Origin of the sequence: Ottowia sp., from assembly GCF_047601385.1 — a bacterium.
In the GTDB taxonomy this organism is placed as follows: Bacteria; Pseudomonadota; Gammaproteobacteria; order Burkholderiales; family Burkholderiaceae_C; genus Ottowia.
Window position 1 is genome coordinate 1,079,175 of the sequence record NZ_JASGJP010000001.1, and the last position, 25,321, is coordinate 1,104,495.

The 25,321-nt window shown below is 71.6% G+C and carries 24 protein-coding genes and 1 other RNA gene; 11 read left to right on the plus strand and 14 right to left on the minus strand.

Annotated elements, in window-relative coordinates:
- Positions 1-32: 32 nt before the first annotated feature.
- The 6 genes from glp to QM772_RS05245 all read left to right on the plus strand — a co-directional run bounded on the left by glp (position 33) and on the right by QM772_RS05245 (position 5,431).
- A complete protein-coding gene (gene glp, locus QM772_RS05220; protein WP_415134393.1) occupies positions 33-1,364 on the plus strand; it encodes a gephyrin-like molybdotransferase Glp in 1,332 nt (443 codons plus the stop codon).
- 164 nt (positions 1,365-1,528) lie between these two features.
- A complete protein-coding gene (locus tag QM772_RS05225) occupies positions 1,529-1,861 on the plus strand; it encodes a thioredoxin family protein (RefSeq protein WP_415134394.1) in 333 nt (110 codons plus the stop codon).
- Positions 1,862-1,907: 46 nt separating this feature from the next.
- Positions 1,908-2,219: a type II toxin-antitoxin system Phd/YefM family antitoxin gene (locus tag QM772_RS05230; RefSeq protein WP_415134395.1), complete on the plus strand. Its 312-nt coding sequence runs from the start codon at positions 1,908-1,910 to the stop codon at positions 2,217-2,219.
- Positions 2,216-2,647 carry a type II toxin-antitoxin system VapC family toxin gene (locus QM772_RS05235; RefSeq protein WP_415134396.1) on the plus strand — a complete coding sequence of 144 codons (432 nt, stop codon included), beginning with the start codon at positions 2,216-2,218 and terminating at the stop codon, positions 2,645-2,647. Before QM772_RS05230 ends, QM772_RS05235 begins: the two co-directional genes overlap by 4 nt.
- Before the next feature lie 143 nt (positions 2,648-2,790).
- Positions 2,791-4,005 (plus strand): MFS transporter, encoded by a 1,215-nt coding sequence (locus tag QM772_RS05240; protein WP_415134397.1) that lies wholly within the window; start codon positions 2,791-2,793, stop codon positions 4,003-4,005.
- 124 nt (positions 4,006-4,129) lie between these two features.
- The gene (locus QM772_RS05245; protein ID WP_415134398.1) at positions 4,130-5,431 is read left to right on the plus strand and encodes a lipase family protein; all 1,302 of its coding nucleotides are present in this window, start codon (positions 4,130-4,132) and stop codon (positions 5,429-5,431) included.
- Positions 5,432-5,898: 467 nt separating this feature from the next.
- Here QM772_RS05245 and QM772_RS05250 read toward each other — a convergent pair whose 3' ends face one another.
- From QM772_RS05250 to QM772_RS05260, 3 genes are all read right to left on the minus strand, one after another.
- Positions 5,899-7,299 (minus strand): phenylacetate--CoA ligase family protein, encoded by a 1,401-nt coding sequence (locus QM772_RS05250; protein WP_415134399.1) that lies wholly within the window; start codon positions 7,297-7,299, stop codon positions 5,899-5,901.
- A gap of 309 nt (positions 7,300-7,608) precedes the next feature.
- Positions 7,609-10,707 carry an efflux RND transporter permease subunit gene (locus QM772_RS05255; protein WP_415134400.1) on the minus strand — a complete coding sequence of 1,033 codons (3,099 nt, stop codon included), beginning with the start codon at positions 10,705-10,707 and terminating at the stop codon, positions 7,609-7,611.
- Between the two features lie 10 nt (positions 10,708-10,717).
- On the minus strand, positions 10,718-11,974 hold the full coding sequence (locus QM772_RS05260) for an efflux RND transporter periplasmic adaptor subunit (protein WP_415134401.1): 1,257 nt from the start codon (positions 11,972-11,974) through the stop codon (positions 10,718-10,720).
- Between the two features lie 264 nt (positions 11,975-12,238).
- Here QM772_RS05260 and QM772_RS05265 point away from each other — a divergent pair, with 264 nt between their 5' ends.
- The gene (locus QM772_RS05265; protein ID WP_415134402.1) at positions 12,239-12,739 is read left to right on the plus strand and encodes an ASCH domain-containing protein; all 501 of its coding nucleotides are present in this window, start codon (positions 12,239-12,241) and stop codon (positions 12,737-12,739) included.
- Positions 12,740-12,901: 162 nt separating this feature from the next.
- Here the strand turns inward: QM772_RS05265 and rnhA are convergent, their stop codons facing one another.
- On the minus strand, positions 12,902-13,324 hold the full coding sequence (gene rnhA / locus QM772_RS05270; RefSeq protein WP_415139471.1) for a ribonuclease HI: 423 nt from the start codon (positions 13,322-13,324) through the stop codon (positions 12,902-12,904).
- 1 nt (position 13,325) lies between these two features.
- A complete protein-coding gene (locus tag QM772_RS05275; protein ID WP_415139473.1) occupies positions 13,326-14,126 on the minus strand; it encodes a class I SAM-dependent methyltransferase in 801 nt (266 codons plus the stop codon).
- A gap of 84 nt (positions 14,127-14,210) precedes the next feature.
- Between QM772_RS05275 and gloB the strand changes: the two genes are divergently transcribed.
- Positions 14,211-14,981, plus strand: coding sequence for a hydroxyacylglutathione hydrolase (gene gloB / locus QM772_RS05280; protein WP_415134403.1), 771 nt, complete (start codon positions 14,211-14,213; stop codon positions 14,979-14,981).
- Positions 14,978-16,558: a transglycosylase SLT domain-containing protein gene (locus tag QM772_RS05285; RefSeq protein WP_415134404.1), complete on the plus strand. Its 1,581-nt coding sequence runs from the start codon at positions 14,978-14,980 to the stop codon at positions 16,556-16,558. The genes gloB and QM772_RS05285 overlap by 4 nt, the downstream gene beginning before the upstream one ends.
- Here QM772_RS05285 and QM772_RS05290 read toward each other — a convergent pair whose 3' ends face one another.
- The 6 genes from QM772_RS05290 to dnaX form a co-directional block, all read right to left on the minus strand.
- Entirely contained in the window at positions 16,559-17,623 is a 1,065-nt protein-coding gene (locus QM772_RS05290) for an ABC transporter substrate-binding protein (RefSeq protein WP_415134405.1), read from the minus strand.
- Positions 17,624-17,717: 94 nt separating this feature from the next.
- A complete protein-coding gene (locus tag QM772_RS05295; protein ID WP_415134406.1) occupies positions 17,718-18,140 on the minus strand; it encodes an MAPEG family protein in 423 nt (140 codons plus the stop codon).
- An 81-nt stretch (positions 18,141-18,221) separates the two neighbouring features.
- Positions 18,222-18,812 carry a recombination mediator RecR gene (recR, locus tag QM772_RS05300; protein ID WP_415134407.1) on the minus strand — a complete coding sequence of 197 codons (591 nt, stop codon included), beginning with the start codon at positions 18,810-18,812 and terminating at the stop codon, positions 18,222-18,224.
- Complete coding sequence (locus tag QM772_RS05305; protein WP_415134408.1) at positions 18,812-19,219, minus strand: GNAT family N-acetyltransferase; 408 nt, start codon at positions 19,217-19,219, stop codon at positions 18,812-18,814. The genes recR and QM772_RS05305 overlap by 1 nt, the downstream gene beginning before the upstream one ends.
- 12 nt (positions 19,220-19,231) lie before the next feature.
- A complete protein-coding gene (locus QM772_RS05310; protein WP_415134409.1) occupies positions 19,232-19,567 on the minus strand; it encodes a YbaB/EbfC family nucleoid-associated protein in 336 nt (111 codons plus the stop codon).
- A 199-nt stretch (positions 19,568-19,766) separates the two neighbouring features.
- A complete protein-coding gene (dnaX, locus tag QM772_RS05315; protein ID WP_415134410.1) occupies positions 19,767-21,635 on the minus strand; it encodes a DNA polymerase III subunit gamma/tau in 1,869 nt (622 codons plus the stop codon).
- A gap of 139 nt (positions 21,636-21,774) precedes the next feature.
- Here dnaX and QM772_RS05320 point away from each other — a divergent pair, with 139 nt between their 5' ends.
- Positions 21,775-22,026, plus strand: coding sequence for a hypothetical protein (locus QM772_RS05320; protein ID WP_415134411.1), 252 nt, complete (start codon positions 21,775-21,777; stop codon positions 22,024-22,026).
- A gap of 5 nt (positions 22,027-22,031) precedes the next feature.
- An RNA gene (ffs, locus tag QM772_RS05325) (signal recognition particle sRNA small type) lies at positions 22,032-22,128 on the plus strand.
- 88 nt (positions 22,129-22,216) lie between these two features.
- Here ffs and QM772_RS05330 read toward each other — a convergent pair.
- The 3 genes from QM772_RS05330 to ccoP form a co-directional block, all read right to left on the minus strand.
- A complete protein-coding gene (locus QM772_RS05330) occupies positions 22,217-22,495 on the minus strand; it encodes a nitrogen fixation protein FixH (protein WP_415134412.1) in 279 nt (92 codons plus the stop codon).
- 5 nt (positions 22,496-22,500) lie between these two features.
- On the minus strand, positions 22,501-23,874 hold the full coding sequence (gene ccoG, locus QM772_RS05335; RefSeq protein ID WP_415139475.1) for a cytochrome c oxidase accessory protein CcoG: 1,374 nt from the start codon (positions 23,872-23,874) through the stop codon (positions 22,501-22,503).
- A gap of 178 nt (positions 23,875-24,052) precedes the next feature.
- A complete protein-coding gene (gene ccoP / locus QM772_RS05340; RefSeq protein WP_415134413.1) occupies positions 24,053-25,309 on the minus strand; it encodes a cytochrome-c oxidase, cbb3-type subunit III in 1,257 nt (418 codons plus the stop codon).
- Between the last annotated feature and the right edge of the window lie 12 nt (positions 25,310-25,321).

Below are 25,321 nucleotides of genomic sequence, written 5' to 3' on the forward strand. Positions count from 1 at the left end.
TTGCGCTTGACTGGCAAGCGCTGGAGCCCGATTTGACTCATAAGCCCACCTTCGACCTGCAAGGCCACGACCCGCACGCGCTGCCCGCCGACGTGGCCACCGCGCTGCTGGCGCGCCTGGCCGAGCCGGTGGCCGGCGTCGAGCGCGTCGGCCTGTTCGACGCGCTGGGCCGCGTGCTGGCCGAGAACGTGGTCTCGCCCGTCAGCGTGCCGCCGCACGACAACGCCGCCATGGACGGCTATGCCTTCGACGGCGCGCAGCTGCGGCCCGGCCAGCCGCTGGCGCTGCGCGTGGCCGGCGCCGCGCTGGCCGGCGCGCCCTGGCACGGCCGCGCCGCGCCCGGCGAGTGCGTGAAGATCATGACCGGCGCCGTCATGCCCGCCGGGCTGGACACCGTGGTGCCTCAGGAACTGGTACGCATCGACGGCGACACCGTCACCGTGCCCGCCGGCGCCGCCCGCCCCGGCGACAACTGCCGCCGTGCCGGCGAAGACCTGCGCGCCGGCCAGCCCGCGCTGCCGAAGGGCGAGCGCCTGGCGCCCTCCGCGCTGGGCCTGCTGGCCAGCCTGGGCCTCGCCGAAGTGGCCGTGGTGCGGCGCCTGCGCGTGGCCCTGTTCTCCACCGGCGACGAAATCCTGGCGCCCGGCCAGCCGCCGCGCGAAGGCGCCGTGTACGACAGCAACCGCTTCGCCCTGTTCGGCCTGCTCACGCGGCTGGGCGTGCAGGTCATCGACCTCGGCGTGGTGCGCGACGACCCGGCCGCGCTGGAAGCCGCCTTCGTCCGCGCCGCCGCCGAGGCCGACGCCGTCATCACCAGCGGCGGCGTCAGCGTGGGCGAGGCCGACCACGCCAAGGCCCTGATGCGCCGGCTGGGCGACATCGCCTTCTGGGGCATCGCCCTGCGGCCCGGCCGGCCGATGGCGGTGGGGCGCATCGGCGGATTGCAAGCCGAATCGGCCTCCAGCGCCCGCCAGTCAAGCGCCAGCAGCTATCAACAGAATAGCAACCAAGGCGCCCTGCTGTTCGGCCTGCCCGGCAACCCGGTGGCGGCGATGGTCGCCTTCATCGCCTTCGTGCGCCCCGCCCTGCTGCGCATGATGGGCGCGCGCGCCGAGCCGCCCGTGCTGCTGCGCGCCGCCAGCGAGGCGCCGCTGCGCAAGCGGCCCGGCCGCACCGAGTACCAGCGCGGCATCGTCACCCAGCACGCGGACGGGCGCCTGACGGTGCGCACCACCGGCCCGCAGGGCTCCGGCGTGCTCTCGTCCATGGTGCAGGCCAACGGCCTGATCGTGCTCGGGCACGGGCAAGGCCCCGTGGCGGCGGGCGACGAAGTGCAGGTAATGATGTTCGAAGGCATCATCTAAGAAGCTGTGAACGAACCCGCCACGCCCGCTCATCCCGCGCAGACGCACGCCCTCCGCGTTGCAAATGCTGGCCATAGCCCAAGCTATGGCTGTGCTTTGCGCCTTGATGGCGCACGCCTGTGCGGTCGGCTCGGACGCGGCGAATTCATTCACAGCTTCTACCCATGCCCTACGCCCCCACCTTCACCCCCGAGACGATGACCCGCGCCGACGTGGACGCCACGCGCGGCCCGCTGGTGCTGGAGTTCGGCACCAACTGGTGCGGCTGGTGCCGCGGCGCGCAGCCGCACGTGCGCGCCGCGTTCGAGCAGGCCGGCGCCGGCGTGCCCCACGTCAAGGTCGAGGACGGCTCCGGCCGCCGGCTGGGGCGCAGCTTCGGCGTCAAGCTGTGGCCGACGCTGGTGTTCCTGAAGGACGGCGCCGAGGTGGCGCGGCTGGTGCGGCCGCAGGGCGCGGCCGAGGTGGCCGATGCGCTGGCGCGCATCGCCGCCGCATAAACCAGTCGGCTTGCCTCATCAGGGAACACCTGATATTCTGGTCACTATGACCAGAATTACAGAGTCCCATCCCTCCCCGTCCAAGCGCCCGGCGCGTCCGCCCGGGCACTGGCCGTTGCAGGACGCCAAGGCGCGTTTCAGCGAGCTGGTGCGGCGCGTGCATAGCGACGGGCCGCAGCACGTGACCGTGCATGGGCGCGACGAGGTGGTGGTCATCACGGCCGAGGACTTCAGGCGCCTGCAGGGGCGGCAGACCGGCCAGGCCCTGGTGGAAGCGCTGCGGGCATCGCCGCATCGGGACGTCGAACTGGCTCTCGCGCCTTCGCAGGACTCGCCGGTGCGGGACGTGCGCTTGTGAAGGGCTGGCTGCTCGACACCAACGTCCTGTCCGAACTGCGGCGGCCGCGCCCGGCACGCAGGGTGGTGGCTTTCGTCGGCGCGCAGCCGCTGGAAGGCCTGTTCGTCAGCGCCGTCACCTTCGCCGAGATCCGCTTCGGCATCGAACTGATCGACGACGTGGGCAAGCGGGCCGATCTGCACGACTGGCTCCAGCTCCAGTTGCGCCCGATGTTCGAGAACCGCGTCCTCCCCGTCAGCGAGGACGTGATGTTCAAGTGGCGGCTGCTGGTGGAAACGGGCCGCAAGATCGGGCATACGTTTGCCCAGCCCGACCTCATCATCGCCGCCACGGCGCTGCACCACGGCCTGACGGTGGTGACGCGCGACGTGGGCGGCTACGAAAAAGCGGGCGTGCCGCTCGTCAATCCGTGGCGCGCCGAGGATTGACCGCCGTCTCGCCGGGTACGCACGGAGCGGCCCGGGCGTAGGCCGCCAGCACCTTCAAACCCACGCCAGCACGGACCGGCGCCGCTCACTATCATCGCCGCATCCGCCTGCCCCTGCGGCGCGCCCGCACAGCCCGATACCCCATGTTCAACACCCTCCGAAGCGCCGGCGCCCTGGCCGTCACGCTGGCGGCCGCCGGCATCCTGATGATCACCATGGGGGTGCGCCAGTCGGTGGGCCTGTTCGTGGGGCCGATCAACACTTCCACGGGCCTGGGCATCGCCACCATCAGCTTCGCCTTCGCGGTGGCGCAGTTCACCTGGGGCGCGATCCAGCCGATCGCCGGCGCGGCGGCCGACCGCTGGGGCGCCCGCGCGGTGCTGGCCGCCGGCGTCCTGCTGCTGGCGCTGGGCATGGCGCTGACGCCGCTGGTGGGCACGGGCGCCGGACTGGTGTTCACGCAGGGCCTGCTGATGGCCATGGGCGCGGGAGCGGGCGCCTTCTCGGTGCTGATCGGCGCGGCGGCCCGGCGGCTGCCGGCCGAGGCGCGCGGCCCGGCCGCGGGGGTGATCAACGCCGGTGGCTCGCTGGGGCAGTTCGTGTTCGCGCCGGTGGCGCAGAAGCTGATTCAATGGTTCGGCTGGATGGGCGCGATGGGCGCGCTGGCCGCGATCTCGCTGGCGGCGCTGCCGCTGGTGGGCCAGGTGTCCAAAGGCGGGCCGGCCGCGCCGGCACCGGCGGCGGGCGAGCAAGGCCTGCGCGCGGCGGTGCGCGGCGCCCTGGGCGACCGCAGCTACCTGCTGCTGCACGCGGGCTTCTTCACCTGCGGCTTCCATATCGCCTTTCTGGTCACGCACCTGCCGACCGAGGTGGACCTGTGCGGTCTGCCGGCCTCGGTGGCGAGCTGGTCGCTGGCGCTGATCGGGCTGGCCAACATCGTGGGCAGCCTGTGGGTGGGGCACCTGATGGGCCAGTGCCGAAGCAAGACGATCCTGGCCGTGATGTACGCCAGCCGCGCGCTGCTGATCGCGTGGTACCTGCTGATGCCGCGCGAGCCCTGGGTGTTCTACGTGTTCGCCGTCGGCCTGGGCCTGAGCTGGCTGGCCACGGTGCCGCCCACGGCGGGCATCGTGGGCAAGCTGTTCGGCGTGCGCTACCTCGGCACGCTGTTCGGGCTGACGCTGCTCAGCCACCAGACCGGCGGCTTCCTGGGCGCCTGGCTGGGCGGCCTGGCGGTCACGCGCTTCGGCGACTACACGTGGATGTGGTGGGCCGACATCGCCCTCGCGGCGCTGGCGGCGGTGCTGAACCTGCCGATCCGCGAGGCGCCGGTGAAGCCCGCGCCGGCCGCCGCCTGAGCGGCCGGGCGGGCGCGCCCTGTCGCGCGCAGGCCAGCGGCGCGCGTATTCCCCAATGGCTGCGGCGCGCGCGATTCCGCAGGATGGCGTGCCTTTCCACGAACATCAACCAAGGAGATTCGCCATGTCCCCAATGCGCCTCACTGTCATCGCCTCGGCCGCCGCCCTGCTGGCCGCCTGCGGCGGCTCCGACGACCCAGGGCGCGGCGAGTTGCTGGAGCCCGCCGCCACCGTCGCCACGCTGACGGCGGCGCAGATCGACGCCGCCACGGCGCAAAGCGGCCTGCAGGCCGTCAGCGGCGCGGCCAAGTGCGACGTGAAGGTGGTGGCGCTGAACTACGCCACCATCGGCGCCAAGGGCGAGGACGGCGCCAATGCCTCCGGCGTGATGCTGGTGCCCGCCGGCGCCGACGCCGCGTGCAACAGCGCGGCGCCGCTGGTGGCCTACGCGCGCGGCACCAACGCGCTGAAGACGCGCACGCTGGCCAACCCGCAGGACAGCGAGACCTTCTCGCTGATCGCCTTCTTCGCCTCGCAGGGCTACGCCGTGGTGGCGACCGATTACCTGGGCTACGCCAAGTCCACCTACACCTACCACCCCTACCTGGACGCGGCCTCCGAGGGCAGCTCCGTCATCGACTCCGTGCGCGCGGCCGCCAACGCCGCCTCGGCGGTGGGCGCCAAGCTGTCGGGCAAGGTGATGTTCACCGGCTACTCGCAGGGCGGCCATTCGTCCATGGCGGCGCAGCGCGCGGCCGAGGACAAGGACACCCTCAAAGACTTCAGCGTGGTCGGCGGCGCCCACCTGGCCGGCCCCTACAACCTGGGCGAGGCGCTCGCCCTGCCGACGCCGACGGCGGGCGCGCAACTGTTCCTGCCCTTCATCGTCACCGCCTGGCAGCACGCCTACGGCAACATCTACGGCAAAGCATCGGACGCCTTCCAGGCGTCCTACGCCGGCGACATCGAGAACTGGTTCCCCTCGACCGATGTCGCCAGCCTCTATGCCAATCTGCGCCTGGATCTGCCGGCCGCCAGCGCGCTGGACCTCATCTTCCAGCCGGACTACCTGGCCAGCGTGCGCGCCAAGGGCAGCAACGCGCTGTACCAGGCCGGCGTGAAGAACAGCTTCATCGGCTGGACGCCCAAGGCCCCGGTGCTGCTGTGCGGCGGCAAGGGCGACCCGGTGGTGCCGCCGGCGCTCCACCAGGACGTGCTGATGGCCGACTTCACGGCGCGCAACGTCACCAACGTCACCTCGGTGGACGTGGACGCGCAGGTGCAGGCCGCGTTCGCCCCCGGCGGCGTGGCACCCACCGACCCGACGACACCCGAGTTCGCCACCTACTACGGCAGCTACCACTCGCCCTACGAGCCGATGTTCTGCTACGCGGCGGCGCGGCAGTTGTTCGACACCGTGAAATAAAAGCCCCCACGCTCCCCCGCTGCGCGTGGTCCGCTGCCCCCCGAGGGGGCTCCGCCCGCCTTGGGAGCGGCCCGGCGGCGGCCGGGGTGGCCCCCACGCTCCCCCGCTGCGCGTGGTCCGCTGCCCCCCGAGGGGGCTCCGCCCGCCTTGGGAGCGGCCCGGCGGCGGCCGGGGTGGCCCCCACGCTCCCCCGCTGCGCGTGGTCCGCTGCCCCCCGAGGGGGCTCCGCCCGCCTTGGGAGCGGCCCGGCGGCGGCCGGGGTGGCCCCCACGCTCCCCCGCTGCGCGTGGTCCGCTGCCCCCCGAGGGGGCTCCGCCCGCCTTGGGAGCGGCCCGGCGGCGGCCGGGGTGGCCCCCACGCTCCCCCGCTGCGCGTGGTCCGCTGCCCCCAGAGGGGGCTCCGGCCGCCTTGGGAGCGGCCCGGCGGCGGCCGGGTGGCCCCCACGCTCCCCCGCTGCGCGGAGCGCGCTATCCCACCCGGCACGCCTTGCCGCTGCGCCCGCGCGGCACGGCGCAGCCGGACTCGCCCAGCACGCGGATCGGCCGAGCGCCCTGCGCCAGGGCGAAGTGCTGCAAGGCGTCTCGGCAGCGGGCGATGGCCAAGTCCGCGTCCTCGCCCTGCATGGGCACGCGCAGCACCAGCGTGTGCGGCCCGCGCTGCCGCAGCTGGAAGTCGAACACGCCGCCCTCCTCCTCGACCACGGTGCACAGCGCCAGCGGCAGCAGGCTGACGGTCTCGCCCTGGCGCTGCGCGGGCACGTGCAGCACGTCGTCGCGGCGGCCCTCGACCTCGATGCGCGACATGGCCGAGCCGCAGGCGCAGCGCCCGGGCAGCACGGTGACCTGATCGCCCAGGTCGTAGCGGATCAGCGGCTGCACCAGGTTCGCCAGGTTGGTGAGCAGCACGGTGTGCGCGGGCTGGCCGGGCGGCACCGGGCGGTGGTGGCGGTCCACCGGCTCCAGCAGCACCCAGTCCTCGTTGACGTGCAGGTGGCCGTGGGCGCATTCCCAGGCGATGGGCAGGAACTCCGACGCGCCGTAGCTGCTCCGTACCGGCGCGCCCAGCGCCTCGGCCACGCGCGCGCGCACGGCGGCGCCCAGGCGTTCGCCGCCGGTCAGCACGCAGCGCGGCGCGATGCGCAGGCGCCCGGCGGCGGCCTCCTCGGCCAGCAGGGCGGCGGCGGTCGGGTAGGTGGCCAGCAGGGTGGGCTGGAAGTCGTTCAGCGCCGCCACCAGCTCGTGAACGGGGCTGAGCACGCTGAAGCCCCGCGCCCGCGACCCCAGCCACGGGTTGAGGCGGCGCAGCCGCTCGAACGCCACCACGCTGGCGAAGTGGCCGCCGGTGGCGGCGACCAGCGCCGGGCGGTCGGCCACGCCCAGCGCGTCGATGGCGCCGAAGGCGTTGAACAGCCCGCCGGCGCCGCGCGCGGGCGGGCGGTGGCGCACGGCCTCCAGCGCGTCGTACACCGCCATGGCCCGGTCGTCCTGCACGAAGACGCCCGGCATGCCGCTGGTGCCGGAGCTTTCCCAGACCACGTAGCGGCCCTGCCAGGCTTCGCCCACGCGCGACGGGTCGGCGGTGAAGGCGCGCAGTTCGCCCAGCTCCAGCCCGGGGTCGGTCACCCAGTCGCCCCAGCGCGCCATCAGTTCGGCGCGCGTCACGGGCACGATGCGCGCGAAGTCGGCCCAGCCCAGGCGCGCCGTGCCGAGCCGCTCGCGGTACAGCGCGGAGCCTTCGCGCGCGGCCTCCAGCAGCCGATGCAGGCGCTGCTGCTGGCGCTGCGCGAGGAGCGCTGGCGTGGCGTGGGTGCCGGCGACCACGTCGAGCATGGCGGCCTGCATGTGCAGCGGGTTGAACACGGCGCTCATCGAGCGCCTCCGTCATGGCGCAGCGGCCGGGTGGTGCGCGGGGTCATGCTTGTCTCCTGTCGTTCGCAGGTGGCGCCCCGCCGAGGGGCTTGTCCGCCTGCCGTGGCTGGCTCGGCTCCCCCGTGTCATGTTGTGTCGTCGCGGCCATCTTGCCCGCGCGGCGAAGTCCGGGTCTTGCGCTGGCGCAAGAAACCATGGATTGCGCAGGGCGTTGCAGCCCGGGACACCTGGCAAGAATATGAACGAAAACAGGCTCCAGCGCCCGTCCGGCAAGCGCCAGCAGCTATTGAATCATGAGCAGCCGGCGATTCAGGCCGGCTCTTGCGCGTGGCCGCGCGCGCCCTCGGTGGCGGCTTCCACCGGCTTGGTGATGGCGCCGGGCACGCCCCGTCGCGCCAGCAGCGCGTACATGGTCGGCACGACGAAGACGGTGAGCAGCGTGCCCACGCTCATGCCGCCGACGATGACCCAGCCGATCTGCCGCCGGCTCTCGGCGCCGGCCCCCGTGGCCAGCGCCAGCGGCAGCGCGCCCAGCACCATGGCGCCGGTGGTCATCAGGATGGGGCGCAGGCGCTGCGCGCTGGCGTGCACCAGGGCGTCCAGCATGGGCTCGCCGCGCTGGCGCAGCTGGTTGGTGAACTCGACGATCAGGATGCCGTGCTTGGTGACGAGCCCCACCAGCGTGATGAGGCCGATCTGCGAATAGACGTTGAGCGAGCCGCCGCTGAGCCTGAGCGCCGCCAGCGCGCCGACCATCGACAGCGGCACCGAGAACATGATGACCAGCGGATCGACGAAGCTTTCGAACTGCGCCGCCAGCACCAGGAAGATGAACAGCAGCGCCAGCGCGAACACCGCCATCAGCGCGCCCTGCGAGGAGCGGAACTCGCGCGAGATGCCGTTGAGATCGGTCGCATAGCCGGGCTTGAGCACCTGGGCCGCCGTCTGGTCGAGGAAGGCCAGCGCCTCGCCCAGCGAGTAGTCGGGCGCCAGGTTGGCGGTGAGCGTGGCCGAGCGGCGCTGGCCGAAGTGGTTCAGCTCGCGCGGCGACACGCCTTCGCGCACCCGGACCAGCGCCGACAGCGGCACCATGGCGTCGCCGCGCGCGCGCAGCTGGATGCGGTCGATGTCCTCGGGCGTGGTGCGGCCGGTGGGCGCGGTCTGCACGATGACGTCGTACTGCTCGGCGTCGCGCTTGTAGCGGGTGACGGTGCGCCCGCCCAGCATGGTCTCGATGGCGCGCGCCACCGCCTCCACGCTGACGCCCAGGTCGGCGGCGCGCTCGCGGTCGACCTCGATGCGCAGCTCGGGCTTGGACAGGCGCAGGTCGAGCTCGGGCGACACGAAGCCAGGATTGGCGGCCACCGCGGCCATGAACTGGCGCATGACCTCGTCGAGGTGCTGATAGCTGTCGGAGGTCTGCACCACGAAGTTGACCGGCCGCTCGCGGAAGCCCTGGCCCAGCGAGGGCGGCGTGACGGCGAACACGGTGACGCCGGCCAACTGGCGGAACTTGCGCTCCATCTCGCGCGCGACGTCCAGCGTGGAGCGCTGGCGCTCGTCCCAGTCCACCGCGCGGAACACCACGCTGCCCTGCGCCACCGTGGGGTTGCCGATGTTGGCGAAAGTGCGGTCGAACTCGGGGTAGTCCTGGCCGATGCGCTCGATCCGGCGCGCGTAGCGGTCGGTGTAGTCCAGCGTGGCGCCGTCGGGCGCGCTGATGTTGGCCAGCACCACGCCGCGGTCCTCCAGCGGCGACATCTCCTGCCGCATGCTGGGGTACAGCAGGGCGATGGCGACGCCGCAGCCGGCCATCACCAGCAGCACCAGCCAGCGCCAGCCCGTCAGCACGCGGCGCAGCAGGCGGCCGTAGGCATTGGAGAGCGCGGTCAGCCCGCGCTCCATGCCGCGGTCGAACCGATTGGGCCTGGGGTTGTGGCGCAGCAGCAGCGAACACAGCATGGGCGAGAGCGTCAGCGCGACGAAGCCCGACACCACCACCGCCCCCGCCAGCGCCAACGCGAACTCGACGAACAGCCGCCCGGTGCGCCCGGGCGTGAAGGCCAGCGGCGTGTACACCGCCACCAGCGTGAGCGTCATGGCGACGATGGCGAAGCCGATCTCGCGCGCGCCGTGGATGGCGGCGGCGAACGGCGTCATGCCTTCCTCGATGTGGCGGAAGATGTTCTCCAGCATCACGATCGAGTCGTCCACCACCAGGCCGATGGCCAGCACCAGCGCCAGCAGCGTCAGCGTGTTGATGGAAAAGCCCGCCAGCAGCATCAGCGCGAAGGTGCCGATCAGCGCCACCGGGATGGTGACGATGGGAATGATGGACGCGCGCACCGTGCGCAGGAACACGAAGATCACCAGCGCCACCAGCAGGATGGCCTCGGCGATGGTGTGGTACACGCTCTTGACCGCGCGGTCGATGAACACCGAGTTGTCGTTGGCGACGTCGATGCGCACGTCGGGCGGCATCTCGGCCTGCAGCTGCGGCAGCATGGCGCGCACGCCTTCGGACAGCTCCAGCGGGTTGGCCGTGGCCTGGCGGATGATGCCGGCGGAAATGGCCGAACGGCCGTTGATGCGCACCGCGCTGCGCTCGTCGGCCGGGCCTTCCTCCACGCGCGCCACGTCGCGCATGCGCACCGGGAAGCCGTTCACCGTCTTGATGACGATGGACTCGAACTGCGCCGGCCGCACCAGGTCGGTCTGCGAGGTGACGGAGAACTCGCGCTGGCGCGACTCGATGCGGCCGGCCGGCAGCTCCAGGTTGTTGCGGCTGATGGCGCTCTCCACGTCCTGCGTGCTCAGCTTGTAGGCGGCCAGCCGGTCGGCGTCCAGCCAGATGCGCATGGCGTACTTGCGCTCGCCGTAGATGCGCACGTCGGCCACGCCGGTCACCGTCTGCAGGCGCGCCTTGGCGATGCGGTTGATCAGGTCGTTGATTTCCAGCCGCGAGCGCGTCTCGCTGGAGAAGGCCAGCCACATCACGGGGAAGGCGTCGGCCTCGACCTTGGCGATGACCGGCTCGTCGATGCTCTGCGGCAGCCGGTTGCGGATGCGCGAGACGCGGTCGCGCACCTCGGCGGCGGCGGTGTCGGCGTCTTTCTCCAGCCGGAAGCGCACGCTGATCTGCGCCTGCTCGGGGCGGCTGTTGGAGGTGAGCACGTCCACCGCGTCGATGCCGGCGATGGAGTCCTCCAGCGGCTTGGCGACCTGCGTCTCGATCACCTCGGCCGAGGCGCCGGCGTAGCGCACGCTCACCGTCACCACGGGCTCGTCGATCTTGGGGTACTCGCGCACCTGCAAGCGCGTGAAGCTCACCGCGCCGAGCAGCACGATCAGCAGCGAGAGCACGGTGGCGAAGACCGGGCGGCGGATGGAGACTTCGGCCAGCTGCACGGCGGCGCCTTCAGCGGCGGGCGGTGTCGGCCGCCAGGGTGCAGGGGCCGGGGCCGGGCGCGGTCTGCGCCCAAGGCACCGCCGCCGAGGCGCGCGCGGCGGCGGGCGCCGCGGACGCCACGCCGTCGGGCGCGCCGCCCGCGGCCGGGGCCGGGGCCTCCGGCAGGTCCACGCGCAGCGGCATGCCGTCGCGCTGGATGCGATGCTGCCCCGCCACCACCACGCGGTCGCCGGCGGCCAGGCCCTTCACGATCTCCACCTGTCCGCCAAGGCGCGCACCGGTCTCCACGCTGGCGCGCGCGCTGGCCCAGGCCGGCTTGCCGCCGGCGGACTCGGTTGGCACCGCGCGCACCACCACCTGCGCGCCGCCCTGGGCGACCACCGCCTCCTCGGGAATCATCAGCGCCTGGCGGTCGTCGCCCAGCCGCGTCAGCACGCGCGCGAACATGCCGGGGCGCAGTTGCAGCAGCCGGTTGTCGATGCAGCCGCGCACGCTCAGACTGCGGCCGTCGGCGTCGATCAGCGGGTCCACCGCCTGCACCACGGCGGCGAAGGCGCGGTCCGGCAGGGCATCGACCTGCACGCGCGCCGCCTGGCCGGGGCGCACGCGGGCCTGCAGGCGCTCGGGCAGGCGGAAGTCCACGTACATCGCGCTCATGTCCTCCAGGTTGACGATGTCGGCGCCCTCCCTCAGGTAGTCGCCGACACTGATGTTGCGCAGGCCGGCCACGCCGTCGAACGGCGCCAGCACGCGCAGGCGGGCGGCGGCGGCGCGCGCCAGCTCGGCCTTGGCCTGCGCCACTTTCACCGCCGCGGCGCTCTCATCCACGCCGCGCTGGCTGATGAAGCCCTGCGCCACCAGCTCGGTGTTGCGGCGGTGGTTGGCCTCGGCGATCGACAGCTCGGCCACGGCCTGCTGCACCTGCGCGCGCGGCAGGCGGTCGTCCAGCTGCACCAGCAGCTGACCCTGGCGCACGCGCTGGCCGTCGCGGAAGGCGATCTGCGTCACGCGCCCGCCCGCCTCGGCCCGCACCATGGTGCCCTGGCGCGAGCGCAGCGAGCCGACCGCCTCCACGTCTTCCGACAGGGCGCGCGTGCGCACCAGGGTGGTTTCGACCACCGCCGCGCCCCCACCCGTGGTGGCGGCGCTCGCGGCGCCGGCCGGGCCGGCATCGGCCTTGCCGGACGCCGGGCGTTGGAGCCACCAGGCCGCACCCAGGGCGCCGGCCAGCGCCAGCACCGCGACGAAGAAAGTGGAGGATTTCAAGAGGTCAACCGTACTGCCAGAACCCAGGCGCAAGCGCTGCGCCAAACGTCGCAAAATGTAGCATCGCCATGTAAATCCGGCATGAAGGGTTTGCCCGCCGCGCGCTGGTGCAGGCGCCGGCGGCGCGCGGCGCCAGACGCCCCGGCGGTCGCGGAAGCACCAGCGGATTGCTCCTTATTCGATAGCTTCCAGCGCTTGACTGGCGCCCGATGGAGGCATATTTTTCCAAATAATTCAAGATGGTCATGGTTTCCCCAACCCCAGATGCCTCCCAAGCAAGTCAAGTGCCAAGCGTATTGGGCCGCGTTCGTTGATTCGCTCCGTGGCAGCGATCCCCGCAGGACGGCCAGGCCCGACGCCTTCGGCTTCGGTGGCCAGGGCGAAATCGCCGACAAGCTCGCGGCGCTCGTGCTGGCGGGCAGGAAAAGAGCCACCGCCAGCCTCCCGGCCGAATACACGGCGCTGGGCGAGGCGCTGCCGAAGGCGGGCGACCTGAGCATCATCCTGGACGGCGCCGGCGACCCGGTGGCCATCATCGAGCGCACCGCCGTCGAGCTGGTGCCGTTCGGCGCGGTCAGCGCCGAATTCGCAGCCCGCGAGGGCGAAGGCGACGGCAGCCTCCGGTACTGGCGAGCAGCCCACGCCTGGTACTTCGGCCAGGTCTGCGAGCGGCTGGGCGGCACGCTGGACGACACAACACCCGTCCTGTGCCAGTCCTTCAAACTGGTTTGGCCCCCGGCCGCCAGCGACGCGCCTGAAACCTAGGAGTCCGCGCGGCAGAACCTGCGCCGGCTGCAACGCGCGAGAAAACGGTCCATCGCGGCGCTACCGCCTGCGCCCAGGGGGCCTACCCTGGGCTTGTCGGTATCACCACGCTGTCCTCGTTTTTCGCGCGTTTCGCTTCGGCGGCTTCTGCCGCGCAGACTCCTAGCCCTTGGGCACGCCGCGGTTGGCCAGCGCATCGGCCCGCTCGTTGCCCTCGTGGCCGGCGTGGCCTTTGACCCAGTGCCACTCGATCCGGTGCCCCGCGCCGCCGACCAGCGCATCCAGCTTCTGCCACAGGTCCACGTTCTTCACCGGCTGGCCGCCGGCGGTGCGCCAGCCCTTCTTCTTCCAGCCGTGGATCCACGCGGTGATGCCTTGCCGGACGTACTGGCTGTCCAGGTACAGATCGACCGCGCACGGGCGCTTGAGCGCCGACAGGCCCTCGATGACCGCCGTCAGCTCCATGCGGTTGTTGGTGGTCGCCGCCTCGCCGCCGAACAGCTCTTTCTCTTGCGCGCCGGCGCGCAGCAGCACGCCCCAGCCGCCAGGGCCGGGGTTGCCCTTGCAGGCGCCGTCGGTGTACATCTCAATGCGATCCAAGGTTCTTTTCCGTGTTGGCCGGCGCCGGGGTGGCGCGGTTGGCTATCGATGCAGGCGCCCCCACGACGGCGGGCGCCCTCTTCCAGATCTGCCCCACCAGCCTGGCGCCCTGGGTGCGCTTGACCGCCACCATGAAGTACGCCGCGCCGAAGATCGGCCACCAGCGCGCGCCGGCGCGGTCCATCCAGCCGAAGCGCGCCAGCGCGCCCTCGCTGCGCACCGCCGGCCGGTAGCAGCCATAGGCGATGGATTCCAGCTCCAGCTCCAGCAGCCGCAGCCAGTCGCGCAGCCGCCGCGGGCCGATGAACTCGCCGGCGTCCGGCAGGAACAGCCGCCCCCGGCCGAAGCGCCGCCACTGGCGGGCGCGCCACTGGCGCAGCCCCCACAGGCTGGTCGGGTTGAGGCCGGCGATGGCCACCCGGCCCTCGTGCACCAGCACGCGCTGCACCTCGCGCAGCGTGGCGTGCGGGTCGGGGCTGAGCTCCAGCGTGTGCGGCAGCACCACCAGATCGAGGCTGCCCTCGGAAAACGGCAGGGACGTGCTGTCGGTGACCAGCATGGCCCGCGCGCCGGCCTGGGGCGCGGGCGCCGCATCGAGGTCCGGCAGCGGCGGCGCCACCAGGGCCAGCCAGCGGTGCGGCATGCGGTTGGCGGCCAGCGCGTCGATGTCGGACAGGCCGACCTGCAGCGCGTGGTAGCCGAACACGTCGGCCAGCGCGGTATCGAAGCGGGCGCGCTCCCAGTCCAGCACGTACTGGCCCGGCGGCGTCTGGAACCAGTCGTGCAGGCCCGTCATGCGCGCAGCGTCGCAGGTGTAAAGATGGGCATCGGGGCCGGCCGGGCAGTCATGGCTTTTTATAATCCGCGCTTCATGGAGTTGATCGCACTGCCCGCCTTCGAGGACAACTACCTCTGGTTGTTGCACGACGGCCACCAGGCCCTCGTGGTGGATCCGGGCGACGCGGCGCCGGTGGCCGGCGCGCTGCGCCGGCTCGGGCTGCGGCTGGCAGCCATTCTAGTCACGCACCACCACGGCGATCACACCGGCGGCGTGGCCGCGCTGCGCGAGTCCACCGGCGCGCAGGTGTTCGGCCCGGCGCGCGAGCGCATTCCCGAGCCCTTCACGCCGCTGGCCGGCGGCGACCTCATCGAGGTGCTGGGCATCGCCTTCCGCGTGATCGACGTGCCGGGCCACACGGCCGGCCACGTCGCCTACTTCGCGGGCGACGTCGATGGCGCGCCGCTGCTGTTCTGCGGCGACACGCTGTTCTCCGGCGGCTGCGGGCGCCTGTTCGAGGGCACGCCGGCGCAGATGCTGGCCTCGCTCGACGCGCTGGCGGCGCTGCCCGCAGCCACCCGCGTGTGCTGCGCGCACGAGTACACGCTGGGCAACCTGCGCTTCGCGCGCGCGGTCGAGCCGGCCAACGCGGCGCTGGCCGACCACGAGCGCGCGTGCCAGGCCTTGCGCGCGCGGGGCGTGCCCACGCTGCCCTCCAGCATCGGGCTGGAGCGCGCGATCAACCCATTCCTCCGCAGCCGCGAAGCCGCCGTCACGCGATCGGTGCAGGCGCACGCGGCCTCCGCAAACGACGAGGTGGCGGTGTTCGCCGCCCTTCGTCACTGGAAGAACGAGTTCAGATGAAATGGTTTCATGGGGCGGCGCTGGCCGCCAGCATCGTCCTGGCCGGCTGTGCCGCGCCCGGCCCCGGCAAGACCGGCGACGACGGCGCGGCCGCCACGGCAGCCGCCGGCCCACGCGTCGTGCCGCAGCCCCACGCCGGCGAGATGTCCACGGTGGCGATGACCGAGCTACGCTCCATCCCGGTCGCGCCGCTGGACGCGCCGGCCGACATCTGGGACCGGGTGCGCCGCGGCTTCTCGATGCCCGACCTCGACAGCGATCTGGTGCGCCAGCACGAGCAGTGGTATGCCGGCCGGCCCGACTACATCGAGCGCATGGTCGAGCGCTCGCGCATGTACATCTTCCACGTCGTCGAGGAACTGGAGCTGCGCGGCATGCCGACCGAGCTGGCGCTGCTGCCCTACATCGAGTCGGCCTTCAACCCGCAGGCCGTCTCCAGCGCCAAGGCGGCGGGCATGTGGCAGTTCATGCCCGGCACGGGGCGCGACTTCCAGCTGACGCAGAACATCCTGCGCGACGACCGCCGCGACGTGCTCGACTCCACCCGCGCGGCGCTGGACTACCTGCAGAAGCTCCACGGCATGTTCGGCGACTGGCACCTGGCGCTGGCGGCCTACAACTGGGGCCAGGGCAACGTCAAGCGCGCCATCGAGCGCAACCAGGCCGCGGGCCTGGGCACCGGCTACCTCGACATCAACATGCCGGCCGAGACGCGCAACTACGTGCCCAAGCTGCAGGCGGTGAAGAACATCATCGCCAACCCGCAGGCCCACGGCGCGGTGCTGCCGCTGATCGAGAACCACCCGTTCTTCGACACCGTGGAGATCACGCACGACATCGACGTCGAGCTGGCGGCGCGGCTGGCCGAAGTGCGGGTGGAGGACTTCAAGGCGCTCAACCCCTCGCAGCGCAAGCCGGTGATCTTCGCCGCCGGCACACCGCAAGTGCTGCTGCCCTGGAACAACGCCGCCGTCTTCAAGCAGAACCTGGCCCGGGCCAGGCCGGATGCGCTGGCCTCCTGGACGGCCTGGGTGGCGCCGGCCACCCTGCCCTCGCGCGAGGTCGCCAGCCGCTTCGGCATGGACGAGGCCGAGTTCCGCGAAATGAACAGCCTGCCGCGCGGCGTGCTCATCAAGTCCGGCTCCACCGTGCTGGTGCGGCGGGGCAACGGCGCGTCCACCGCGGTGGACGGCCATGTGGTCAACAACGCCCAGCTGTCCTACGCGCCCGAGGTGGTGCTGCGCCGCACCACGGTGCGCGCGCGCCAGGGCGATTCGATCGCCACCCTCGCGGCGCGCTACGACCTGCCGGCGGGCACGGTGGCGGGCTGGAACAGGAGCCGGCCGGGCGCCGCGCTCAAGCGCGGCCAGGCGGTGGCGCTGTTCCTGCCGGTGCGCGCCGCCGCCGCGGCCGCGCGCGACGGCGTGGCCGCCGGTGGGCGCGCCGCGGCGCGCTCGGCGAAGGCGTCATCGAAAGCAGCGCCTCGCAAAGGCGCCAGCGCCAAAAGCGCGGCACCGGCGCGGGCGGCCGCGAAGAGCACGGGCAAAAGCGCGAGCAAAGGCAAGCCCCGGCGCTGATCAAGCCAGAAAGCGCTGCTTGGCCCGGCGCGCGAAGTCGTTGGTATAGGTCGAACCGGCCGCGACCGGCGGCAGCGGGCCTTTCAGCGCGCCGTAGCGGGCGCTCACGCGCAGCGCCGTGAGCGCGGCCTCCTCCGCCATCAGCCCGTCGGGCGAGAACGCCTCGCGCGCTTTCTCCAGAGCCGCCAGGTAGATGGCACGATCGCCGTGCATGTAGGCCTCGGGAATGGCGCGCACGATGTCGCGCGGCCCGGCGGTCTGCAGCCACTTGAGCGCGCGCACCACCGCGTGGGCCAGGGCCTGCGCCGTGCGCGGGTAGCGGACGACGAAATCCTGCGGCCCGTAGACGCAACCGCCCGGCATCGGCCCGCCGAAGGCTTCCTGCGTGCCGCGCAGCGAACGCGCGTCCCACAGCACCCGCAGCTCGCCGCGGAGCTCCAGCATGCTGATGGCCGGATCGACGCCGCACAGCGCGTCGATGCGCGCCTCCCGCAAGGCGTCGGCCGCCGCCGTGGTGGTGCCGAGGCTGACGAACTCGACGTCGCCCGGCGCCATGCCGCCGCGCGCCAGCACCATGGTGGCGAACCAGTGCGTGGTGGAGCCGGGCGAGGAGATGCCGATGCGCCGCCCCTTCAGCTGCGAGACGTGGCGGTAGTCCGGCATCGCGCGCGTGCCGACCCCGAACACGGTTTGCGGCGCCCGCCCGAAGCTGACGAAGGCGCGGCAGTTCACCCCGCGCTCGCGCAGGAACAAGACGTGCTCGAAGCCGCCCGCGACGATATCGGCCCTGCCCTGCATGAATGCCTGCTCGGCCAGGCCGCCGCCGGCATGGTCCTGCAGCTCGACCTCCAGCCCCTCGGCCTTGAAGTAGTCCATCTGCTCGGCCAGGGCCAGCGGCAGGTGGTAGAGCGTGGTCTTGCCCCCCACGGCGAGCCGCAGCGCGCGCAGCTCGGGCAACTCCTGCGCGCGAGCCAGGCTGGCGGCGCAGATCAGCGCGGGCGCGCCGAGCAGCAGGCGGCGGCGCGAAGGAGCAGAGAGGTCGGAGCGGCGGGGCAATGGAGACACGGGCACGTGGGCAGCCATGCGCGCCACGGTAGTGCAAATGGCCTCATGCCGGCATCGGGACGTGCCCGCATCGGGTTTGTCATTAGGCCCGGGCTCAGCGCCAGCCCAGCAGGAAGATCGCCACGTTGACCAGGAAGCCCAGCCCCCACACCGCGCTGCGCGCCGTGGGCATGTGGCCCACGTAGGCAACGATGTAGCCCAGCCGCAGCAGCACGTACAGCACCGCCAGCAGATCCAGCCGGCCCTGCGGCGCGCCGAGCATGCCGGCCAGCAGCACGGCGCCGATGAAGAACGGCAGCCCCTCGAAGCTGTTGGCCTGGGCGGCGTTGGCGCGGGCGCGCCAGTCGCCCTGCCGCGCCAGCCAGCCGCGCGGATCGGCGTTGTCGAAGCCGCCTTTGCCGCGCGGCGTGCGCAGCAGGCCCCACTTGGCGATGTAGGCGCACAGCAGCGGCAGCAGCGCGGCGGCCAGGATGCACCAGTGGGCAACGGTGAGGCCGTGAGGCAGAGTGGGGTTCATGGTGTAGAGAATATGATCGAAAAATGCCTCCAGCGCCCGCCCATCAAGCGCCAGCAGCTATCAAAAACAAAGCAAAACCGGTCAGCGCCGGTCCACCAGGGCATGGGCGATGGTGCCCAGGTCGACGTATTCCAGCTCGCTGCCGGCGGGCACGCCGCGCGCCAGCCGCGTCACCGTGAGGCCGCGGCTCTTCAGGGCCTGGCCGATGACGTGCGCCGTGGCCTCGCCCTCGGCGGTGAAGTTGGTGGCGAGGATCACCTCCTGCACCACGCCGTCGCTGGCGCGCTCGATCAGCTTGTGCACGCCGATGTCGCGCGGACCCACGCCGTCGAGCGGGCTCAAGCGGCCCATCAGCACGAAATAGCGTCCCTTGAACGCGCCGGTGCGCTCCAGCGCGGCCTGGTCGGCCGGCGTCTCGACCACGCACAGCTTGGTGACGTCGCGCCGCGCGTCGAGGCAGACGGCGCACACCTCGCTTTCGGTGAAGGTGTGGCACAGCGCGCAGTGGCGCACGCGCGCCACGGCCTCCTGCAGCGAGCGCGCCAGCACCTCGGCGCCCTCGCGGTCGTGCTGCAGCAGGTGGAAGGCCATGCGCTGCGCCGAGCGCACGCCGACGCCGGGCAGGCGGCGCAGCGCCTGCACCAGCGTATCCAGGCTATGGGTATCCGCCATCAGTGGTCGTGGCCGGCATAGATCCACATGGGCTCGGTCCTGCCGGCACGCGCGAACCCAAGGCGCTCATAGAAGCGCACGGCATCGCCATCCGCCACCAGCATGAGTTGATGAAACCCCTGGTAGCGGCCGAGCAAGGCCTGCATCATCTGGCGCCCGATGCCCTGCCCATGAAAATCCGGGTGCACCAGCATGTGCGGGAAATAAGCCACCAGATGGCCATCGGACAACGCATTGCCCAACCCAACCAGGTGGCCGTCTATACGCGCGGTCACCAGCGCATGCGAGTTGCGCAAAGCCGCCAGCAAGGCATCCGGCTTTTCTGCCGAAGACCACTCATTGGCGCGATAGAGCGCAATGACCTCATCGCGCTCGACAGGCCCGTCCAGCGCCACCTGCGCAAGCATGTCCGTGTGCGCTCAGAACGGAAACTTCATCCCGCCCGGCAGCCCCGGCATGCCGGCGGGCATCAGCTTGCCCATCTTCTCGGCCGAGACTTCCTCGGCCTTGCGCACGGCGGCGTTGAAGGCGGCGGCCACCAGGTCTTCCAGCATGTCCTTGTCGTCGGCCAGCAGGCTGGGGTCGATGGTGACGCGCTTGACGTCGTGCTTGGCGGTCATCACCACCTTGACCAGGCCGGCGCCGGATTCGCCCTCGACCTCCAGCAGCGCCAGCTCGTCCTGCGCCTTCTTCAGGTTGTCCTGCATGGCCTGGGCCTGCTTCATGAGGCCGGCGAGTTGTCCTTTGTTGAACATCGGTTGGGTTCCTTGGTTGATCGGTGAAGTGATGCCGTCAGAAGGTGTGAATGAATCCCGCGTGCCCGAAAGGAGTGTCCAAAGCCGTCCGATCAAGGCGCAAAGCACAGCCATAGCTCGGGCTATGGCGAGCATTTGCAACGCGGAGCGGGCGGGTTTGGGCGCTCAAGGCGGGCATGTGGGGTTCGTTCGCACCTTCTCAGAGTGGCTTGATGCTTCCGGGCACGATTTTGGCGCCAAAGTCGCGCACCATCTCCTGCACGAAGGGGTCGGCCATCAGCAGCGACTCGGCCGCCTTCATGCGCTGCGCGGCGGCGATGGCGTTGCGGCGCGACGGGCTGTCGGCCACCGCCCCCACCTCCACCCGCAGCCGCACGGCGTGGCCGGCCTCGGCCAGCGCGGCCTGCAGGCGCTCGCGCACGCCGGGGTTGCCGAGCGACTCGCGCTCGATGCGCAGCGTCCATTCGTCGCCTGCGCGCGCCACCAGTTGCGCTTGCAAGGCCAGCTCGCGCACCAGGGCGGTGATGGCCTCGCGCGCGACCAGCGCCTGCACCAGTGCGTGCCAGAAGTCGCCCTCGCCCGTGGCCGACACGGGGCGCGGCTCGGGCGCGGGGGCGGCGCGCAGTGGCGCGGGTTCGTCGGCCGCCTCGCGCACCTTGACTGCTACGGTATCGGTAGCTGCTGGCGCTGTACTGGCGGGCGCTGGAGCCCGATTTGACTCATAGCCCTGCGGGGCCGCCGGCTCCCGCACGGGCACCGGCCGCAAGGGTGGGTGCGTGGGCGCGGTGGGCGCGGTGGGCGCGGTGGGCTCGGCGGGCTCGCCCCAGTCGTCGGGCGGCTGGTCGGCAGGGCCGGCGCCTGGCGGGGCGAAATCGCCGCCGTCCGCGTCAGGGACAGGGACAGGCTCAGACTCGGGCGGCGGCGCCTCAGCGCGCTTCAGAGTTTTTTTTTCAGCCGTGGCCGCCGCGGGCTGCTTGAACGGCAGCAGGCGCAGCAGCACCATGGTCAGGCCGGCGTATTCGTCGGGCGCCAAGCCCAGCTCGGCGCGGCCGTGGATGCACAGGCTGTAGAGCAGCTGCGTCTCGTCGGCGGGGAGCTGCGCGGCCAGGCGGGCGATTTCCTGCGCATCGGGGTCGGTGTCGCCCTGGGCCATGCCGGGCACCGCCTGCAGCACGGCCATGCGCTGCAGCACAGCGGCCATGTCCTCCAGCGTGGTGGCGGCCGACAGGCCGTCGGCGCGCAACCGCTCCGACTGCTCGACCACCGCCTTGCCGTCGCCCGCGGCCAGCGCGGCGATCAGGCCGAAGACGACGCCGCGGTCCACGCTGCCCAGCATCTGGCGCACCGTGGCCTCCAGCACCTGACCGGCGCCGAAGGCGATGGCCTGGTCGGTCAGGCTGAGCGCGTCGCGCATGGAGCCGCGCGCGGCGCGCGCCAGCAGGCGCAGCGCCTGCGGCTCGGCAGGCACCTGCTCGGCGCCCAGCACACGCGCGAGCTGCTCGACCACCGTTTCGGGCGCCATCGGCCGCAGGTTGAATTGCAGGCAGCGCGAGAGCACCGTCACCGGCACCTTCTGCGGGTCGGTGGTGGCGAGCACGAACTTGAGGTACTCGGGCGGCTCCTCCAGCGTCTTCAGCATGGCGTTGAAGGCGGTGTTGGTGAGCATGTGCACTTCGTCGATCATGAAGACCTTGAAGCGGCCCTGCACCGGCTTGTAGACGGCCTGCTCCAGCAAGCCCTGCACCTCGTCCACGCCGCGGTTGCTGGCGGCGTCGAGTTCGGTGTAGTCGACGAAGCGGCCGGCCTCGATCTCGGTGCAGGCCGGGCACACGCCGCAGGGCGTGGCGGTGATGCCGCCCTGGCCGTCGGGGCCGGTGCAGTTGAGCGACTTGGCCAGGATGCGCGACACCGTGGTCTTGCCCACGCCGCGCGTGCCGGTGAACAGGTAGGCGTGGTGCAGCCGCTGCTGCGTGAGCGCGTTGGTCAGGGCCTGCACCACGTGCTCCTGGCCCACCATTTCGGAGAAGTTCCGCGGCCGGGTCTTGCGGGCCAGCACCATGTACGACATGGGGCGATTTTACGGGGCGAAAGGGCGGCCCCCGGCTTTAGGGGCGCGCCTCTGAAACTGATGCGCGGGCGAGACAGTGGCCTTGCAGCCGGCCCGATCAGGAGTATGCTGCGCCGCAACACAAATCCGACGCATCCCAATGTTCTACGACACTGAAGGCACGGACCACGCTTGCGCCACCCTCGAAGCCCCCGAGCCCAACCCGGCGGCACGCGCCCTGGCCGAAGCACTGGCCGGCTGCTGCCACCCGCGCGCCGAACGGCTGGCGGCACGCCTGCTGGCCTGCGACCAACCCGAACAACTGCCGCTGCTTCGCGGCGAGGTGCTGAACCTGCTGGCGCTCAGCTTCGGCACCGCGGAAGCCCAGCGCCGCCTGCGCGCACTACAATAGACCTCGACGGGCCTTCCCGCATGGTGAAGGAGCCAACCGGGTCAGGTGGGGAACCAAGCAGCCCTAACTTTGGAGTCAGTGCCGGGGTCAAGGCTCGTCACCCCTTCTTCCGCAAGCCGCTACTATTTACATAGCTGCCAGCGCTTGCCAGACGTGCGTCAGAGCACGTTTTTCTTCTGAATCCCAGCCCTCAGGGGCGCGCCGCCGCAGCGCCGGACGCGGCCGCCGCCTTCGGCGCCACGCCGCCGGTGGCGGCATGGTTGCGCGCCTGCATGGCGGGCGTCAGGTCGGCCTCGTCGGCGGGCCGGGCGCGCGCGGCGTCGGCGTACACCGGGTCGGGCGTGCGGATGGCCAGGTACAGCGTGACGAACGAGGCCACGACCACGATCAGCGGGCCGCCGACCACCAGCCACATGTGGCCGTACCTCCACCAGGGCTGCGGCGCGGGAGGGGCGGACGTTGGGCTCATGCGGGTTACCTCGGAATCATGAAAACGGATTTCTCCCTGACCTGGCCGCTGGGCGACTGGACGAGGAAGTGGACTTCGTGCGAGCCGGGCTGGCCCGCATCATAGGGCGCCTGCAGGCGCACCGGCACCCACAATGATTGCGCGGCATCGACGGTGACCCGGGGCTCGGGCGTGTCGGCGAGCAGCGCCAGGCCGGGCAGGCCGTCGGCCGAGAGGGTGTAGGTCCGAGGCTGCTCCTCGGCATTCATGATCTGCAGGCGGTAGACGTTCTCGATCTTGCCGCCCTGCACGATGCGCGCCAGCGTGGCGCGGTCGCGCACGATGTCCACCTTGAAGGGCGTGCGCAGCAGCAGGCTGGCGACCAGCGCAACCGTGAGGCCGGCCAGGATGGCGGCGTAGATCAGCACCCGCGGGCGCAGCACGCGGCGCAGAATCCGCCGACGGTCCCAGCCGCCCGCCAGCGCGTTCTCGGTGGAATAGCGGATCAGCCCGCGCGGGTAGCCCACCTTGTCCATCACGTCGTCGCAGACGTCGATGCACGCGGCGCAGCTGATGCATTCGTGCTGCAAGCCCTTGCGGATGTCGATGCCGGTCGGGCAGACCTGCACGCACAGCGTGCAGTTCACGCAGTCGCCCAGGCCCAGCGCCCTGGGGTCGGCCTTCTTGGAGCGCGCGCCGCGCGGCTCGCCGCGCCCGGCGTCGTAGGTGACGATGAGCGTGTCGCGGTCGAACATCGCGCTCTGGAAGCGCGCGTAGGGGCACATGTACTTGCACACCTGCTCGCGCATGAAACCGGCGTTGCCGTAGGTGGCGAAACCGTAGAAGAAGACCCAGAACGTCTCCCACGGGCCGAGCGACAGGTTCAGCACGTGCATCGCCAGTTCGCGGATCGGCGTGAAATAGCCGACGAAGGTGAAGCCGGTCCACAGCCCGAAGGCGATCCAGGCCACCTGCTTGCCCGCCTTGCGCGCGAACTTGGACGGAGACATCGGCGCCGCGTCGAGCCGCATGCGGGCGGTGCGGTCGCCTTCGATCCTGCGCTCGATCCAGAGGTAGATCTCGGTATAGACGGTCTGCGGACACGCATAGCCGCACCACTGGCGCCCCGCCACGGCCGTGAACAGGAACAGCAGCAGGGCCGAGATGATGAGCAGCCCCGCCAGGTAGATCACGTCCTGCGGGTAGAGCACCAGCCCGAAGATGTAGAACCGGCGCGACTCCAGGTCGAACAGCATCGCCTGCCGGCCGCCCCAATACAGCCACGGCATGCCGTAGAAGAAGATCTGGGTGGCGAAGACGAAGAACCAGCGCCAGCGCGCGAACAGTCCCGCCACGCTGCGCGGGTAGACCTTCTTGTGCGCCTCGTAGAGCGACACCATCACGTCTTCGCCGGCGGCGGCGCCCGCGGCAGCGGGCTTCTTCGTGGGTTCTTTCTGTGTCACGGCAAACTGACCCTGAGCGGTGGTCGATGTGCCCGTCCGCTACAGCCTTCGCCCCCACTCGCAGGCGATGCTGGCAGACGAAGACGCGCGGCGTGCAAGGCCGCGCACCCGCATATCAGACCAGGCTGACTTCCACGCGGCGCGCCTGGGCATCGGCGCCGGCGTCGATGTTGCCTGGCTTCTGGAGTTCGATCCTGTCCTCGGCAACGCCCAGGGCCTTGAGCTGGTCGCGCACGGCCAGCGCGCGCTGCTTGGCCAGCTCTTCGTTCTGCGCCGCGTTGCCGCTGCTGTCCACGAAGCCGCTGACCACCGCCTTCTTGCCCGCCTGCACGCCGGCGACGATGTCGGCCAGCGCCTGGCCAGCGCCGCCGGCGATGTCGGCCTTGCCAGTGGCGAAGTAGAACTTGACCACGCCGTTCTCGACCGCCACCGACGCGGCATCGGCGGCAGGCGCGGGCGCCGCGGCGGCCACGCCGCCGCCCTTGCCCCACACGTAGGCCGCCAGCACCTTGAGCTGGTCCGGCGAGAACTTGCCGTCCCAGGCCGGCATGACGCCCGTCTTGCCGTTGTTGATCATGTTGACGATGTGCGACTCCACGCCAGGGCCGTGCGTGAAGATACCGGTCGTCAGGTTGGGCGCGCCCAGGGCCTGGTTGCCCTTGCCGTCCTGGCCGTGGCAGGCGGCGCAGGCCACGAACTTGGCGCGGCCCAGGTTGGCGCGCACGGAATCGTGCGGCGAACTGGACAGGCTCAGCACGTAGTTGGCGACGTTGCGCACGTCGTCCGACGTGCCCACCGCGGCGCCCATCGGCGCCATGATGCCGGTGCGCCCCTTGCTGATGGATTCCAGGATGGCGTCAGGCGCGCCGCCCCAGTTCCATTGCGCGTCGGTCAGGTTGGGGAAGCCCCGGCTGCCGCGCGCGTCGGAACCGTGGCACTGGGCGCAGTTGTTCAGGAACAGGCGGTCGCCGATGGCCATGGCCTGCGGATCCTTGGCCAGGTCCTCGGTGCGCTTGCCGGCGAAGGCGGCATAGATCGGCGCCACCTGCTCGTTGCCGCGCGCCACCTCGCGGTCGAACTGGCCGGCCTGAGACCACTTCAGCGAGCCGGCGTAGGTGCCGAGCCCAGGGTAGAGAAAAAGGTACGCGAAGCCGAACAGGCAGGTGATGATGAACAGCCCCACCCACCAGCGCGGCAGCGGGTTGTTCATCTCGCGCAGGTCGCCGTCCCAGACGTGGCCGGTGGTGTTGTCGGCGGCCGTCATGGCCTTGGTCTTGCCGCTGATCCAGAGCAGCGCCAGGCAGGCCAGGATGCCGACGATGGTGACGCCCGCCACGAAGACGGACCAGAAATTGCTCGTGAAGTCGCTCATGTTCGTTCCTTG

Coding starts and splice junctions, on each gene's coding strand:
- QM772_RS05225 (WP_415134394.1), top strand. CDS start 1,529: ATGCCCTACGCCCCCACCTTCACCCCCGAGACGATGACCCGCGCCGAC.
- QM772_RS05230 (WP_415134395.1), top strand. CDS start 1,908: ATGACCAGAATTACAGAGTCCCATCCCTCCCCGTCCAAGCGCCCGGCG.
- QM772_RS05240 (WP_415134397.1), top strand. CDS start 2,791: ATGTTCAACACCCTCCGAAGCGCCGGCGCCCTGGCCGTCACGCTGGCG.
- QM772_RS05245 (WP_415134398.1), top strand. CDS start 4,130: ATGTCCCCAATGCGCCTCACTGTCATCGCCTCGGCCGCCGCCCTGCTG.
- QM772_RS05250 (WP_415134399.1), bottom strand. CDS start 7,299: ATGAGCGCCGTGTTCAACCCGCTGCACATGCAGGCCGCCATGCTCGAC.
- QM772_RS05265 (WP_415134402.1), top strand. CDS start 12,239: ATGCCTCCCAAGCAAGTCAAGTGCCAAGCGTATTGGGCCGCGTTCGTT.
- rnhA (WP_415139471.1), bottom strand. CDS start 13,324: ATGTACACCGACGGCGCCTGCAAGGGCAACCCCGGCCCTGGCGGCTGG.
- gloB (WP_415134403.1), top strand. CDS start 14,211: ATGGAGTTGATCGCACTGCCCGCCTTCGAGGACAACTACCTCTGGTTG.
- QM772_RS05285 (WP_415134404.1), top strand. CDS start 14,978: ATGAAATGGTTTCATGGGGCGGCGCTGGCCGCCAGCATCGTCCTGGCC.
- QM772_RS05295 (WP_415134406.1), bottom strand. CDS start 18,140: ATGAACCCCACTCTGCCTCACGGCCTCACCGTTGCCCACTGGTGCATC.
- recR (WP_415134407.1), bottom strand. CDS start 18,812: ATGGCGGATACCCATAGCCTGGATACGCTGGTGCAGGCGCTGCGCCGC.
- QM772_RS05305 (WP_415134408.1), bottom strand. CDS start 19,219: ATGCTTGCGCAGGTGGCGCTGGACGGGCCTGTCGAGCGCGATGAGGTC.
- QM772_RS05310 (WP_415134409.1), bottom strand. CDS start 19,567: ATGTTCAACAAAGGACAACTCGCCGGCCTCATGAAGCAGGCCCAGGCC.
- dnaX (WP_415134410.1), bottom strand. CDS start 21,635: ATGTCGTACATGGTGCTGGCCCGCAAGACCCGGCCGCGGAACTTCTCC.
- QM772_RS05320 (WP_415134411.1), top strand. CDS start 21,775: ATGTTCTACGACACTGAAGGCACGGACCACGCTTGCGCCACCCTCGAA.
- QM772_RS05330 (WP_415134412.1), bottom strand. CDS start 22,495: ATGAGCCCAACGTCCGCCCCTCCCGCGCCGCAGCCCTGGTGGAGGTAC.
- ccoG (WP_415139475.1), bottom strand. CDS start 23,874: ATGGTGTCGCTCTACGAGGCGCACAAGAAGGTCTACCCGCGCAGCGTG.
- ccoP (WP_415134413.1), bottom strand. CDS start 25,309: ATGAGCGACTTCACGAGCAATTTCTGGTCCGTCTTCGTGGCGGGCGTC.